Source organism: Sphingobacterium sp. UBA3519 (genome assembly GCF_002377215.1).
GTDB classification, from domain to species: Bacteria; Bacteroidota; Bacteroidia; order Sphingobacteriales; family Sphingobacteriaceae; genus Sphingobacterium; species Sphingobacterium multivorum.
The window spans coordinates 41960-57107 of sequence record NZ_DFPI01000004.1; the positions used below are offsets into that span (position 1 = coordinate 41960).

The window sequence follows — 15148 nt, forward strand, 5'->3', positions numbered from 1 at the left end:
TAAAGATGGGTGCGGCCCGGAAAATAAATACTTTCAATGCAGGTGAAAATTTGTATCCAAGGGCATAAGTTATAGTAAGGGAATCAGTAGCTGAAAAAGCCATAAGGATACATGGTGTCAACATTATCGTAAATTAAATGGATAACATATGAAAAAAATAATCAATCTTGGACTTTTAGCGTTTGTTTTAACGACATTTACAGTCTCCTGCGGATCTGCAGGTAAAAAAAAGGATAATAGCAAATCGTTGTCCGATTCTACTTCGTCAAAGCGCTCAAAAAAGGAACAACACAATACAGGCTGCGACTAGGAGTGATTAAAAACTAGCTTATGCGAAAATTTGATGCAATTATTATTGGTTCGGGACCAAATGGACTGGCAGCAGCGATTACCTTTCAGCTGCAGGGGCTGAGCACGCTGCTGATTGAGGGTGCCGCTACAATCGGTGGGGGAATGCGAACCAAGGAACTTACAATTCCGGGTTTCAAACATGATGTCTGTTCGGCGATTCATCCCATGGCTATGGCATCGCCATTTTTCAGGAGTTTACCTTTGGAAGCATTTGGGCTATCTTTTGTTAAGCCTGAGTATGCGGCAGCACACCCATTGGACGAAGAGGAAACGGGGATTCTTTACCATAGTCTTGCCGAAACGGTAAAGGGTTTGGGGACGGATGGTGAAAGGTATCGTAAGCTGGTGGAAAAGGTCGTGACAGATTGGGAGGGCCTTGCGACCGATATTATGGGGCCATTATCCTTTCCGAAGCATCTTTTGTCTTTAGCCTCATTTGGGCTGGTTGCGCTTCAGCCGGCAAGCTGGACAGCAAAGCGCTTTACTTCCGTGCAGGCACAGGCTTTATGGGCAGGGATGGCGGCTCATGGAATTCAGCCCCTAGACAACTGGACAACTTCTGCAATTGCCATTGTACTTGCGGCGGTAGGCAACAAATATGGCTGGCAAATACCGATTGGCGGCTCACAATCCATTGCCAATGCGCTGTTAGGCTATTATCAATCGTTGGGCGGGGAGATCCAAACAGGTTTTTGGGTAGAGGATGTTCGCGATCTGCCGTCCCATAAAGTTCTACTCTGTGATATCACACCCCGGCAGTTGTTGCAGCTCAAAGGTATAGGTCTTGCTAGCGGCTACCGCAGGCGCCTCGAAGGCTTTAGACAGGGAATGGGGGTATTTAAAGTCGATTGGGCGTTATCAGAAAAGACGCCTTTTAAAGATCTGCGCTGTCAGTGTGCGGCTACGGTGCATTTGGGAAATACCTACGCCGAAATTGCCGAAAGCGAACAGCGGAGCCATCTTGGGAAGCAAGTGGATAAGCCTTTTGTGCTGTTTGCGCAACAGAGTGCGTTTGATTCCACTCGTGCTCCCGAAGGCAAGCATACGGGATGGGCGTACTGCCATGCTCCTAATGGGAGTAGGGTCGATTATACCGAAGCGATCGAAAATCAGATTGAGCGCTTTGCGCCGGGTTTTAAAGAAACCATTCTGGCCAAGCATAGCTTTTCTCCTATGGAGCTCGAAAAGTATAACCCAAATTACATCGGTGGTGATATCAATGGCGGTATTATGGATGTTTCGCAGTTGTACAGTAGGCCCATTTTGGCTCTAAATCCATACCGAACCTCTGTCGACACGATTTATCTCTGTTCATCATCGACGCCTCCGGGTGGTGGGGTGCATGGCATGTGTGGTTATCATGCTGCACGGACAGCACTCAAGGAACATTTCGGTTTGCTGTTGTAAACCACGCCGAATAAGCATTTTCTTATCTGCCTCTGTTTGTGGTACTTGTGGCTACAGGTTGGAAGAGAATACCTACTTGGATTTTAGGACAAAGGACAGTCTGTTATTCCAGGGCGCTACAAATTCTGCTGAATTGCAAGCTGTACTTACCCGGTTGCCACGGAATAAGTGATTTTAGCCGTTTTTTTATTTTTCTGCAGCATAAAGTCTTTAGAAAAAAATAAGCTAATGGCTGTGAGTTTCTAATTTCGGCAGTATTTTTGCTATTTAGGGCTACGAAAACACCCCAAATAATATGTTGCATTAGGCCAAGATAATTTCTTGGCCTTTTGTATGTAATTCCCCCTTTCGTATGTAGACAATATCCCAGGTTGATACTTATGATGGCAATATCGGTTTCGATGTTGCTTTTTCTATCGCTAAATACTAAATAAAAAGAAATAAATCGATAAGAAGAAATAAATCGGTGCGTACGGCAAGTATAAACTTAGGAAAGACACTTTGGCCGGGGTAAGCTGGGCTCCTGAGGCAATAAAATGCCTACCAAGCTATGATGCCGAAAAAGGAAACTTTAACACAGAGCAGGCAAAAGTTCATCTTGCCATCGCAGGGCGAACTACAGATGGATGGTATCCGATGGGTAAAGTTGATGTGTTTTAAAGAGAACAATGTGTAACTATCTATTTATATTAACTAGGTCAAATGTCTTATTAATATAGATTTATTATTTTTTATTTTTGATATTGTGCCAGTTTGTCAGCCGTATACATAGGTACTCAATAGGCTTTAATGAAGTGTCTTGATTTCCGAAAGCAGTGTTTGTAAATAGGGCTATCCTAGACTTTGCTACAGGAGAATGCGGTCAACTTGTGCATTATCTTGACGAATGGGGTCAAGGGCCGGCTCACTTCGTTGTTTTTGTGTGCTGAACGCCTCAATTTAGCTTTTGTGAGGATGGATTAGCATCTGGTTTTTGCCGTGGAAATGTTGATGGTGCGCTGTTATTTTATAGGGATGTCGGCCGGGCTCCATTCGGAAAATCATGAGCCGTACAACAAATAAATTGAAGTTGTTTTGTTTTTAATAAATTCGCTAATTATTTATATACAATATTCTGTGTATTTTATATCAATTAAAAGTATAGATATTATTTTGCCTTATAAAGGCCGCTATGGTGTCTATGAAAAGACGATGTGTGGGATGAAAGGATGAAATGATTGTGGAAAAAAATCCATAAATTAGGGGAACTAAACAAGCTGTTTTATGAATGTAAAATTTATTCTAAAAGCTTTCTTATTATTTGCCCTTTGCCTGATCCATGTAATCGGTCATACGCAAGAAAGCAACAACAATAAGAAATTGTGGGCAAAATCAATTTTGAATCAAAAGGCGCCAAAACTTGAGGTCGAGCAGTGGCTTACAGATGCGCCTGATACAAAGGGTAAGTTTATCCTTATTGATTTTTGGGCTACTTGGTGTGGTCCCTGCCGGAAAGTAATTCCTGAACTCAATGAATGGCATAAGAAGTATGGTGATAAACTTGTGATCATTGGCCTTTCAGATGAAAAAGCAGAGGTCATTAAAAAGGCGAAGGAGATTAAAATAGATTATTTCTCAGCGATCGATACGAAAGCGAAGTTGAAGAAACAGCTCGAAGTACAGGGAATCCCACACTGTATTTTAGTAGATCCGGATGGCATTGTACGCTGGGAGGGTTTTCCGACGTTAGAGGGGCATGAGCTCACCGATGATGTTGTTGCTGATATCATCAGAAAGTATTCCAGAAAGCGCGGGAGATTCAAAGATAGCAGTCCATATTTTCTGCGACAGGAAGAAGTGATGTTGGCTGGATTGTAAAAAGTCTTTCATGTGCCAGACCGATAAATCGTCCGATTTTTTGCGGTACTTGGGTATGAAATGGATAAAAAAAAGTGTAACGGTTGCCCGTTACACTTCGCAAGAAGATAAATAAATTATCTTCTTGTGTGTTTACTTAATTATGCGATACGTACGTTAACTGCATTAACGCCTTTTTTACCGTTTTCTACATCAAATGTTACACTGTCATTTTCGCGTACTTCGTTGATTAAACCAGATACGTGTACGAAAATGTCGTCTCCACCACCAGCAGGCGTGATAAAACCAAAACCTTTTGTTTGGTTGAAGAATTTAATAGTTCCTTCTTGCATTGTTTTATAAATTATATTAAAGTAATCTGTACTGCACTATTGTGATAAATGAATATGAACAATAGTTAATCGATTTTTTGCAAGAAATAGGATCTGATTTTAATGATCTTGGATTGACTCAAGTCCAAAAAGGTCTTTACCTCCGTTTTGCTAACAAAAAAGCTTCTGAAAATGCGAAAACTGAGTGTTAAGTATAACTTGACGATTTCAGATAAGCAAAGGCGGAGCCGATTATAATACAAATTTAAGTATAAAATATTGATATATACAGTGTTTTGTTATTTTTTATGAAATAAATCCTATGCAGGCTCTGTGTTAGCATAATAGCTACACGATGTAGTGGCAAAATTACATTAAACCCGATAAGTAAAAGCATTGATATTCATACCGGCGCCAACAGACGCAAATAGGATGATATCGCCTTCTTGAAGGGATTGATTGTCTAACTGACCACGGGCAATGAGATCATAGAGCGTAGGAATGGTTGCTACGCTGCTATTTCCAAATGTATGGATGGTCATTGGCATAATATCGGGCGGGGGTACTGTACTGTATAGTGCATAGAATCTCATCAGAATGGCTTCGTCCATCTTCTCGTTGGCCTGGTGGATCAGTATTTTTTTGATTGCCGTGATATCGATATCCGCTTTTTGAAGGCAATCCTGCATGGCTAAAGGAACTTTGCTGAGTGCAAACTCATAGATTTTACGTCCTTTCATTTTAATATACCGTATATCGGGGTTCTGCTCTTGTTGATAAGAGCTCCCAAAATTGAGATAGTTCGCTTCCTCAAGCGCATAAGTTGCACTTTCATGTGTTAGGAGCCCTTGCTCTGTCGTAGTGGCTTCGATGATTACGGCGCCAGCGCCATCCGCATAGATCATCGAATCTCTGTCAAAAGGATCTATAACACGGGAAAGCGTCTCTGCGCCAATGACCATACAGCGCTTTGCCATACCTGATTTTATGAAAGCGTTGGCATGCAATACGCCTTCGTTCCAACCCGGACAGCCAAATAGTAGATCATAAGCCACACATTTTGGATTGCTGATACCGAGCTTTTTCTTCACCCTGCTTGCTAAACTTGGTACAGTATCCGATTGGATTTTGCCAGATTGCACATCGCCATAATTATGTGCAACAATAATATAGTCCAATGTTTCAGCAGCTATACCGGCGTCTTCAATGGCACGTTGACCAGCTAGGAAAGCAAGGTCTGAAGCCACTTGGTCAGGATCGGCGTAGCGGCGTTCCTCAATGCCGGTGATTGCCTTAAATTTTTCAATGACAGAAGCCGGCTCCTTGAACGGCAACCCATTTTCATCCAAAAAAAGATGGTCGGCGAAGTCTGCATTGGTTATTTTTTTTGATGGAATATAACTGCCAGAACCGATAAATCTAATGTTCATAATTGTTTCTCCGTATGTATTGTGTTTAAATATATTTCGACGATCATCCCCTTATGCTATGCTGATTCCTTATGGTCGTATACATTCACATTTCTGGCGGCTTATTTCCTTCTCAGCCTTAATTTACTAAATATTATCGGGATGGCGCTAATTTTCTTTCTCACACCAGTCCAGCAGTGGCTTGTATAAGCTCTGAATATCTTTCGGGTTATTGTCTTTATACAGGCGGAACAATTCGGCGTTAAATTCATCTGCTTTGGGAAATCCTTTTTTATTGACCATCATATCGTTGACGTTTTCAACAATCTGGCCAAAAAGATCATGATCATTTCCAAATTTATCGTAACAATATAAGATGAAAAGCCCCCAAGTTAAATACTCATCAAATACTTTTACCGGACTTGGATAATGAACTGTACTTTTGTTTTCTATATCGACCCATAAGTCCCTATTATTGAATATGGTATCAATCTGTTTTTTGTTTTTTTCGCTCAATGGACCTACGTAGTTGTGGTCTATCTCCGTAAAAATAATGCGTGTATTGAATGCTTTTTTGAATTTGGGGCTCCAGGATTCGTCTTCGCGGAGGGTGGGTAAAAAAAGCAAAATTTCTTTGAAACCTTTGTACTTGAAGGTGTGAGTAGCATTCATTCCGGCAATCAGGGGGGAAGTCAATACACGATAGCTATTGATTGTATAATCGAACTTCTTTTCTAACCATTCTTTTTGCTCGGCAATGGAAGCATACTCCTGATATGCTGTACGAAGGCTGTCGTAATAGCCTTGATGATCTTTGTAGAATGCCCGGTATCCGCTCTTTCTGGCGAATTCTTCCAGGTCGTTTTTATAAGCAGGGATAGGATTTGATTTCACTTGATAATTTCCAACTCCTCTCGCTGGAAAAATATAGATGTTTGTAGGTACTAATTGGTCGTTTTTGAACTTAAAGCCATATACATTGGCTGCTAAGAGGAAATAGTTGGTTAGATTCGCTCGCAGCTTCTGATCAAATTTCTTTACGATAGGTAGATTGGAAAATGGGGTAAAATGCGTTTTGACCTCCTCAAAATACGCTGTATTCTGCTTGGTCATGTTTGGGTTTTCCTTACCAAAGTCAGTTATTGCAAAGATAATATAGATGAGTTCCTGCGCCTCATTGATTTCAACAGTTGTCTTGCCGTCGTTCTGGGCAATATAGGCTTTGCTAAAATCGACGTCTTTTTCCTGACACATGGCTCGGCTGGCCATTAAGCCAAAGCATATTAGAATAAAAAGGAGTTTTCTTTTCATCGTATCGTTAGTTCATATAATTATTGATAGGACATGTTGGTGATAACGTAACGTTTTTACTGTTAATTGTCATGTCTGAATGGGGATTTCACTATGAAATGAAATATTCCCGACTGCAATTATAGGAAGATTTCTGCTTGTTTTATAATAAAATTTGTACAATAAGGAATGAATTCGGGTAATTGAAGAGGCTCTATATCATCAATAGCAAATAAATAACTTGCCAGGTTATCAGCCATAAGGGGTTGGAGCTGTATCACACAGTGGTTACAAAAGTACAAGGTGATGGGCAAGCCGGTATGGGGGCAGATTCGTACCTGCTTCGTACCTTATTCGGATGCGATACAGATATTGTACAGGTGCTGAACAGATATTGTCCAGACCCTAAACAGGAATTTTCTGGTGAAAAGCTGGTCAATAATTGTTGCAAGTCTGTTCATCTCCGAAGGTGGTACGAACACAATACGAACGCAAGCCGAAGACATTAGCCCACGACACAAAAAAACAACGGGTTAGCCTGCAGCAAAAAGTGGATTGGATTGGAAAAGCTCCAATGGAATTGAAGCCTTCATCTGGCGCCCTTTTTGAGCGTTAGATGAAGGCTTTATGTTTTAGTTAAATAGATATGCTGCAGGACTTCGCTGCGAAAAAGAATACAGCGAGCCATATGAGTCCTTTGGCCAGAAAGAAGAGAAATGCTCCAATTCCGGCACGCTTAAGCCATTTAGATTTGTTATCTTTTTGCTCCATTTATGGGATTAAACACGAACACTCCAATTTTAGTTCGCACTGGCAATAGGAGTGAATACTTCGCCAAAGTTATAAAAAGTTTGGTTTGCAATCTCTACTGCGCGATCGTAAGTCGCCGGATCTTCTGAATATTTGTTTAATACGGCTGTAAAACCAGCCCACATCTCACGGCTATTTTCGCCATAACCTTCGAAGAAAGAAGTTCCTTTGGTAACACCATATTTGTTGAGCATCTGCACGATATACGGACCACCCATGATTGAACCTTCCAAAACATATAATGATGCAAGTGCTTCCTGTACATTTGCTACAGCTGGAGCATTTGCTTCCGGCAGGCTATCTACGTTGCCACCCAGAGCTTCGATGTCGCTTTTGATGTAAGATGAGTTGCGGCGTTCGGCCAAATCTGGCAATACTTCTTCGGTTACAAAAGGAGCGATACTATCTTCTACGGCACGGAAATAAGCATAAAAGCCTTTCAATACTTCGGCGTAATCTGCTTCTGAACGAATATTTTTCAATTGGCGCACGATCGTTCCTTCTACGTTTTGGTGAGCTGCGTGCGTTTGCTCTTTGATATGTTGACTTAACATGTTCTTATTTTTATTTATAACGATTCTATACAAAGATTCGTATTTATTTCCACAAATTTATGCTGTTTTCTGCTTTATCATCTATGAAAAATGGTTTTAATTTAAACATAAGTATGACTAAATCCGGCTGCAATAAGTTTCTTACTTTAACCTAAAGTTTGTTTTAAGTAGCAAATTTTCGTCTGCTGGCATCGAAAAATAAGTAACCGACGAAATTGCTGTGCGGTTTTCGTCTTTTGTAATGTCCTTTAGCGCTGCTGCAAGCCAGGCTTCCTTTGGATCCCCGGGATGGCGGGAGGTTTCTACCGGAGCTAAGGCCAGGTCGACGGGTATGCCATCAAAATAATCACACCAGCCATTGGCATTCCGGATGAGAAATGAAGCTAGGTATACATCGAAATCTCCAATGTGGACTGAAAAAAAACCTACGGGTTTGCCAAATGTCTGCTGACCAATCAGGCGTATCGGAATATAAGGTTTGAAACTGCTGATCAGGAGTTCGCTTGCCGAAGCCGTGCGTTCTGATACAATGCATGACAGCTGCTGTAGTGAATTGAAATGTCCCTTTTTGATAAAGTAATGCGTATTGGCTTTTTCACTATAATCCACATCGGCGAGGGTGGCAGGGCGTTCTTTGTATTGGACCACTTTGCCATTGGCATCCAGATAGGGTTGCTTAAGGAGTAGTTTTGCTTTGCCTTGCTGTACATTCGGATGAAATTGTTCGCTGAACATAACTTTTTTATCCAGTTTGGTTGGGCTAATGAGGTTGGCTAAATATTCTGCCGTTTCCACATAACCGCCACCGTTATGTCGTAGATCGAGGATTAAATGAGTAACTTGCTTTTGAGCCAGTTGGGCTGAAAGCTGATCCAGTTCGGCCTTCACTGTCTGGAGCTGAGGAAAAGAGGGAATGTAAACATAAGCAATCCGTTTGTTTCCCACAGACCAGTAGGACAGGTGTGTAGCATACTTGTAGGGTGTTTCTATGCTGGCTATGTGACCACTACTTTTCTTGTCGTTACGACGACGCTCCAGATATGAATATTTGGGTTTATTGGGGATGGTCGACAATTCGTAAGGTCTATCTTTCTTGTGCAAAGCGTATTGGCTGAGGGCAAAAAGTTCACGTTCATAGGCCGTTTGCTCGGGTTCTATTTGGGCATATTTTGTCCGCGGATCAAAGGTGGTATACGAAGGGAGAGCTTCCTGCCAGCGGTAGAGCTGTTTGGCATACAGGTAGATTGAGTCGAGCGTCAATTCTTTTTTTGTTCCTGTTTTTGGACTAATAAATTCATCGGGCAGCGTTGTTGTCTTACTGCCGTTCTGACAAGCTGTTATAGCAGTTATTGTAACTAATAGACCAACTATTGGGCGGATTCGATTCATGATTTGATGCGCATTTTGTTCCTTATGTCTGTAGTAGCTTCGCTACAAAATGGGTAATTATCTGAAATTTAATACTTTTTTACTTTTTTATTTCATATAAAAGCCTAATTTTGTGCCAATTTATTTAATTTTTGATGCCTCCGCTACTGTGGAGTACTCAAAATGTCCCAAAGGTATCCCCTTTGGGATTTTTTATTTTAGGGCAATACAGGTCGCTCTGTTTTGCTTGGCACATTGGATAAACTCTCCAAAAAAGCCAAGATATTTTCCTGTTCTTTACTACTTAATCGGACATTTTGGATATGTGGCGATAAGGTGCCATTGACCTGTTGTCCTGTCTTTTGGGGCATCCCTTGACTCAGTAGGTTGATCAGTTCACCTAAGCTCGAAATACTACCATTGTGTAGGTAAGGGGCAGTATGGACCACATTGCGCAGACCCGGTGTGCGAAATTTACCTTTGTCTGTTTCCAGGCCTGTTGCCTCAAAGCGACCATTGTCCAAGGCACCTTTGCTGGTAACAGCATAGCCCAGGTTATGAAAATCGAGATCGGTAAAGAAGGCACCATTATGGCAGTTGATGCATTTTCCTTTGGTCCGAAACAGATGTAGGCCTTCGAGCTGTGCATCGTTTAATGCCTGGTAATCTCCTTTGATAAAACGGTCAAAGGCGGTTTCGCCGCTGCTAATTGATCTTGAATACGCTGCTATGGCATCCAGCAATCCTTCGACGCTCATCGTCTGGCTCGAATAAGCCGCCTCATATAAACCGAGGTAGCCTGGTATAGCTTGCAGCTTAGCGGGTAAAGCAGCTGTATTTCCGCCCATTTCGATGGGGGAGTTGATGGCTTCGGCAATCTGCTCTCGATAAGTCATTGCGCGGCCATCGTGGAAGAGTTTGCCTTCCAGGTACCAGACATTTTCTAGGGAAGGTGTATTGCGGTGATGCAGTGCGATCCCATCTGCCGTTGTTTTTTGGTCGATCCAGTAGGTGTCCGGATGATGACATGAAGCGCAAGTCTTCATGCCATTACCGGTGCGGGGGTCGAAAAATAAGGCTTTGCCAAGTGCGATTAGCTCGGCCTTATCTTTCGATGGGTTTTCGGGTAAAGCGGCCAGTTCATGTACCTTGATATTGCTGTACCAAGCAGCAGCTGGCCATTGCGTTACCGATTTACTATATTGTTGGCGTAAGGTTTCTTCAGGTTGAGGGACAATCATTGGCTCTTCTGGTGTAGACTTACCTTTGCGGCAGCTGTATACAATGATAGCTGCTAATGCGATCATGATAAACTGCTTTGTTTGATTAGGGACAAACACGATTAAAATGAGTTGGTAAGGCGTATTAGTTTAGCGTGATATAATAAGTATCCTCTAATAATACTTTTCCTGATTTGTCTACCATTTTTAGCTTGTTGATTCCACTACCCGCTACGTTGGACGGTATAGGGATGGTGACCGTCATTGCGTTCACATCAAATACCGCATTGTTTATACTATATTCTTTATTCAGGTTATCCACTGCGATGAAATGGTCAAAATCGCTTTTAAAATAACGCTCGTAAAGGACTTTACTCTGCAAAGGAGCCACAAAGTTCTCTCCTTTTTTAACGCTATATAACAGATTATTCTTTATTAATACATTGAGGACGCTAGGTAAGACAGCCTCAAATGGATCGCTTACGATGGAATAACGGCCTGAGACCAATTTGACCTTATAGCCAGTACCTGCTTTGAAGTCATCTGGAGCAGCAAAAGTAACAGCAAAATTAGTGGGTACTATATTTTTGCTAATCGAAAGTAATGTTTCTTTTCCATCTTTATCTATTAAATAGCCTTTAGTTTGTGTCTCGCTAGGGATAATGTTTTCTCCGATAAAAGTAAACGTATTCGGATCAGTGATGTAGTATTGACCAGACGATAAACTATTAAATGTAGCTTGCACGAGGGGCTGATTGTATTGGAAGGTCAATGTATAATTTTTGCTGGATCCGTCCTGTGCGCGAACAGTATAGGTGATGGGTTTTTCGGATTGGAGTTTTATCGGTGTACCTGATGCCGGGGTAATAGTCGCTAATTCTGAAACTTTAATCGTAGGTGTAATGCTTTCGGGCTGCGCCACTAAGGGAGGCCAATATAAGATAATCTTGTCATTCACAATGCTGGCTGACAGTATTTTACCATTTGCATCCTGAATGCTAAAAGATTCGATGTCATTGTAGGGCAGGCTTGGGTATTCCGTTTTACAGGACCAGCATGTTAGTGCTAGCATAAAAATAGCTAGAAATTGAAGGATATGTGTTTGTTTTTTCAAAAATGAGTGTTGCATAATTTTTTTGGTTAAAAAAATCGTTATGCGGATGTTGATTAGGCTAAAAAGATCCGCAACCCATCCACCAGGTTGCGGAATCTTTCATTCATTAAATAGGAAAGACTATAATGCCTTAACTTCGATATTGGTATCTGCTTTTACTTGTAATTGACCTGCCACTACTTGTTGGCCAACATTTGTAAAGTTAATTAACTTAACAGCATACGAAGCTCCGGAAGAATTTCCGACCAATACGGTCAAAGGTTGGATTGCTTGGTTTGCATGGCTATCTAAATCATATTCATACCATTCGCCACTGCCCTGTGATGATACTGGAGTCGCTGTTGCCCAATCTGATGCTGTAACGGAAGAGATGTCTTTTGCTACCGTTCTGATCGAATAAGATCCATTAGCCTTGATCGAACCATTTACATGGCTAAAGAATGCAACCTGACCAGAGCTACTCAAGCTTTGTGCACCTGTAGCAAGGTCTACATATACCGCAGGCCAAGTTGCTGCAGCGGCTGGGCTCCACCATTGACCTACAACAGAGTAGTTACTATTTGCCTTAGCTTGGTTCAGCGCCAAAGGAGCTGTTGCTGATTCTGTTGTTGGGGCTGCTGCCCATACTGCTGCCGATAGCACAGTCACGGCCATCGCTGATTTTAAGATAGTTTTGATGTTTGAGTTCATGTTGAGATCTCCTCTTGTTTTAATTTATTTAATTTTGATGCCACCATGGCATACTGTGGATGCTTGTTTAGGATTCCGTTATTGTACTTGGAGACAGCTGTGTCTTTACAACATCGGCCCAGTCTTTAAATTGGAATTTGATCTGCAAATTATCAAAGGTTCCGATTGGCAGAGTCGCTGGTAATGAAACTGTCATTTCGGTACGGTTATAAGATTTGATTGTCAATGGATAATCTTTTCCATTAAGTGTCATGATAACGGCCGTAGGATCTAGAATAACCTTATCTAGGCCAGCTTTTATGGTCCAATCTTTATTTTTTGCGAGATTTAGACCCAATAAGCTAACAATTACATCAGGTTGACGATACGTAATTTTGAGCGGATTGGCTAGTGTAATGGTGTGGTTGATGTTGGTCACCTCCACATCATAGGTGCCTGCTTTAATATCGGACGGAATACGGTTTTCTCGTTCAGTTCCCGTATAACTTAATTGATAACCAACATTTCCTGATACTTTCAAGCTATTTGGCGTAGCCATCTTATAGCGTTCTTTGGTCTCTTGATTAATCAATGCGATACTGACCAATGCGGGATTGGTATGCATGAAAGTCCCATTTATCGCTGGAAATGCACCTCCAGGCCCTTTTGTAAGTGAAATGGAAGATGTCGATGCAAAAGTCGCTTCAAAAGATGGCGTACTTTGTAGCTCAATCTTTAAGCTATAGGTTCTTGTGGTGCCTGTAGCGGACTTTACGGTATACGTCTGTTTTTTTTCATCTGTTTTAACGGGCAAAATTTCTTCTGTTAAACTGGCTCCGTTAGCAACTTTAATAGTCGGATCGATGACGAGCAAGCCATAATAATAAGGGAGATATACCGTAATGGTATTGGCCTCATTGTCAATGGCACCGTAAATGACATCATCATTGGGGAGGTTGGTGACCTTGTATTCGAGTATTTTATCTGCAGGAAGTAAGGCTAATTCTTCCGTTTTGGTGCAGCGGGTTAGCAGCAATCCTAAAAAAAGGAAGCTTAAAATGCTGTATAATCTTTTCATGTTAGTTTAGTGTCTAAATCAGAATGCGTAGCTTATCGTATTTAGTTAGCAATCACAAATTTGCTACTACCAGCTTTGGCAATTACATATTGGAATGTAAAGAATGGTGTTGGTGAATCTTTAAACCAATCTTTTGGATCCAAAAGGTCTTTGTAGATACTTTGTATCTTGATCTTGGCGTAGTTCCCCTGGGCTGTACGGACGATCAATGTATTACTTTCGATGGGATAGCAAACGTGTTTTTTGTTTTCCGCTCCACCACCTTTGATTACGCCGTCAAAATCATATAAATACCAACCTAGGCCTTCACCAAACGCTCCTGAGTCATCTGTACCATAGGCTTTTTCACCTTTTCGGAATTCGGCATCTGAGGGGATATCGATTACATCTTCAAATTTTTTCTTGACAATTAAGATACCGCCTTTGCCTGGGCCTCCTTTACCAAATCCGTTTGCTGTGTTGTTGCAATTGATAAAACTGCGGTATATTTCTGAGCAAGAGATGTCCCATCGTGCGGTTAGTTTATAATCCGGTGTCACAGCTTTGTTCTGTTCCAAACTATAATATATTGGTGATTGCGCTGTGTTTGGTGCACTACCCGCGGGTAAATCTTCGCCAAAATTCTTAACCGTAATCAAGCGGTTGAACATAGCTTCTGGTGCAACAGGATCGGGTTCAGGCTCTACTGCTGTGGGCTCGCTTTTGCTGCAAGACCCCAACACAATTAAAAATGCCAATACCGGTATGAATTTTAATAGTTTACTGCGTTTCTTTATTGTCATTGTTACTCGTTTTTTTTGTTAGTTGATAACTTGTCCCTTTTCTATACATGCAGAAGGGGTATTAGTATGTTATTTTTATTTAAATTGATTCTAAATAATAGTAAAGATAAAATCTTTTGCTGATAAAGTGTGTATGAAAATTGGTATTTAATATATTTTTTTCGGTTTTTGATTTTTGCTTAACAAAGGCAGCTGGAATTTTAACCAGCTGCCATGTAGGTATTATTTAAATTCTTGGTAATCGATGGAGTAGAAAAAATAATTGTTTGGTGCGATTTCACGATTCATCGTTTCATTCTCATAAACATTATTCATCCTAATTTTAAAAAAGGGTTTACCTTCCTTTGAAATGATAATTGTTCGATTTGCTACAGCTAGAACTTGGTGATTTGGTTGTCCTGTATAATTCGCCCAACCAATTACATTTGGGGCGTAAGACGATTGAAGTCCTAAAAGATTATTTGAAGCAGACGTAAACTGGTCGGTAGATTTTACATCTTCAAAAGCTTTGTCAATAAAGGATAAGGTGTAGCCTTTAACATTATTTGTTATTAAATCTACATTGGAGCTTTTCGCGTTAAAAGAAACAATAAAATCGCTCGCATTTAAGCCATCATTCTCTTTAAAATCAAAATAATAGGTTTGCGCTGCAGTTGTTGTTGCTTTTCCATCTTCACCGATAGTAAATTGTTTGAAGTTACGTAGTGAATAGGTATTGCCTGTACGCTTGATTGTTCCTTGTGTATTGATCGTTTTGGAAACCTTTGTTAAATCAACAGTTTCACCGTCTTTGACCATAACCTTAGCTTGGTATTCCGGCTCGACTTGCTCCACCTTATCATCATCCTTGCTACAAGAAGTAAAACCTAAACTCAATGCCCATAGTAGTGCTGCTGTTGTAAATAATCTATTCATCTTTAATTTAATT

At 41.0% G+C, this 15148-nt stretch carries 16 protein-coding genes; 5 read left to right on the forward strand and 11 right to left on the reverse strand.

Translation table 11 applies throughout. The features are described from left to right. Nucleotides 1-148 precede the first annotated feature (148 nt). The 4 genes from B3297_RS01890 to B3297_RS01905 all read left to right on the forward strand — a co-directional run bounded on the left by B3297_RS01890 (nucleotide 149) and on the right by B3297_RS01905 (nucleotide 3615). Nucleotides 149-310 (forward strand): hypothetical protein, encoded by a 162-nt coding sequence (locus B3297_RS01890; RefSeq protein WP_286778334.1) that lies wholly within the window; start codon nucleotides 149-151, stop codon nucleotides 308-310. A 20-nt stretch (nucleotides 311-330) separates the two neighbouring features. Then, the gene (locus tag B3297_RS01895; RefSeq protein WP_286778335.1) at nucleotides 331-1758 is read left to right on the forward strand and encodes a phytoene desaturase family protein; all 1428 of its coding nucleotides are present in this window, start codon (nucleotides 331-333) and stop codon (nucleotides 1756-1758) included. A gap of 501 nt (nucleotides 1759-2259) precedes the next feature. Continuing rightward, entirely contained in the window at nucleotides 2260-2418 is a 159-nt protein-coding gene (locus B3297_RS01900; protein ID WP_286778336.1) for a hypothetical protein, read from the forward strand. Nucleotides 2419-3021: 603 nt separating this feature from the next. After that, a complete protein-coding gene (locus B3297_RS01905; RefSeq protein WP_075992416.1) occupies nucleotides 3022-3615 on the forward strand; it encodes a TlpA family protein disulfide reductase in 594 nt (197 codons plus the stop codon). 140 nt (nucleotides 3616-3755) lie between these two features. On the opposite strand, the gene B3297_RS01910 is transcribed toward B3297_RS01905, so the two are convergent. The 3 genes from B3297_RS01910 to B3297_RS01920 all read right to left on the reverse strand — a co-directional run bounded on the left by B3297_RS01910 (nucleotide 3756) and on the right by B3297_RS01920 (nucleotide 6646). Further along, nucleotides 3756-3947 (reverse strand): cold-shock protein, encoded by a 192-nt coding sequence (locus B3297_RS01910; RefSeq protein WP_070566486.1) that lies wholly within the window; start codon nucleotides 3945-3947, stop codon nucleotides 3756-3758. A gap of 353 nt (nucleotides 3948-4300) precedes the next feature. Beyond that, nucleotides 4301-5356, reverse strand: a complete 1056-nt coding sequence (locus B3297_RS01915; protein ID WP_286778337.1) for a 3-oxoacyl-ACP synthase III family protein — start codon at nucleotides 5354-5356, stop codon at nucleotides 4301-4303. A 147-nt stretch (nucleotides 5357-5503) separates the two neighbouring features. Continuing rightward, the gene (locus B3297_RS01920; RefSeq protein ID WP_286778338.1) at nucleotides 5504-6646 is read right to left on the reverse strand and encodes a DUF4932 domain-containing protein; all 1143 of its coding nucleotides are present in this window, start codon (nucleotides 6644-6646) and stop codon (nucleotides 5504-5506) included. A 263-nt stretch (nucleotides 6647-6909) separates the two neighbouring features. On the opposite strand from B3297_RS01920, the gene B3297_RS01925 reads away from it, so the two are divergent. Continuing rightward, the gene (locus tag B3297_RS01925) at nucleotides 6910-7134 is read left to right on the forward strand and encodes a hypothetical protein (protein WP_286727604.1); all 225 of its coding nucleotides are present in this window, start codon (nucleotides 6910-6912) and stop codon (nucleotides 7132-7134) included. A 291-nt stretch (nucleotides 7135-7425) separates the two neighbouring features. Here the strand turns inward: B3297_RS01925 and B3297_RS01930 are convergent, their stop codons facing one another. The 8 genes from B3297_RS01930 to B3297_RS01965 form a co-directional block, all read right to left on the reverse strand. Beyond that, a complete protein-coding gene (locus B3297_RS01930) occupies nucleotides 7426-7989 on the reverse strand; it encodes a biliverdin-producing heme oxygenase (RefSeq protein WP_286727603.1) in 564 nt (187 codons plus the stop codon). A 141-nt stretch (nucleotides 7990-8130) separates the two neighbouring features. After that, nucleotides 8131-9378 (reverse strand): S41 family peptidase, encoded by a 1248-nt coding sequence (locus B3297_RS01935; RefSeq protein ID WP_286778339.1) that lies wholly within the window; start codon nucleotides 9376-9378, stop codon nucleotides 8131-8133. 197 nt (nucleotides 9379-9575) lie between these two features. Beyond that, entirely contained in the window at nucleotides 9576-10664 is a 1089-nt protein-coding gene (locus B3297_RS01940) for a cytochrome-c peroxidase (RefSeq protein WP_286766834.1), read from the reverse strand. Nucleotides 10665-10722: 58 nt separating this feature from the next. Beyond that, nucleotides 10723-11706, reverse strand: coding sequence for a hypothetical protein (locus tag B3297_RS01945; RefSeq protein ID WP_286766835.1), 984 nt, complete (start codon nucleotides 11704-11706; stop codon nucleotides 10723-10725). 105 nt (nucleotides 11707-11811) lie between these two features. Then, nucleotides 11812-12381: a hypothetical protein gene (locus tag B3297_RS01950; protein ID WP_286727599.1), complete on the reverse strand. Its 570-nt coding sequence runs from the start codon at nucleotides 12379-12381 to the stop codon at nucleotides 11812-11814. Between the two features lie 67 nt (nucleotides 12382-12448). After that, a complete protein-coding gene (locus B3297_RS01955; RefSeq protein ID WP_286778340.1) occupies nucleotides 12449-13438 on the reverse strand; it encodes a hypothetical protein in 990 nt (329 codons plus the stop codon). Between the two features lie 41 nt (nucleotides 13439-13479). Further along, on the reverse strand, nucleotides 13480-14220 hold the full coding sequence (locus tag B3297_RS01960; RefSeq protein ID WP_286727597.1) for an HmuY family protein: 741 nt from the start codon (nucleotides 14218-14220) through the stop codon (nucleotides 13480-13482). 222 nt (nucleotides 14221-14442) lie between these two features. Continuing rightward, nucleotides 14443-15135 (reverse strand): hypothetical protein, encoded by a 693-nt coding sequence (locus B3297_RS01965; RefSeq protein WP_286775390.1) that lies wholly within the window; start codon nucleotides 15133-15135, stop codon nucleotides 14443-14445. Nucleotides 15136-15148: the final 13 nt, after the last annotated feature.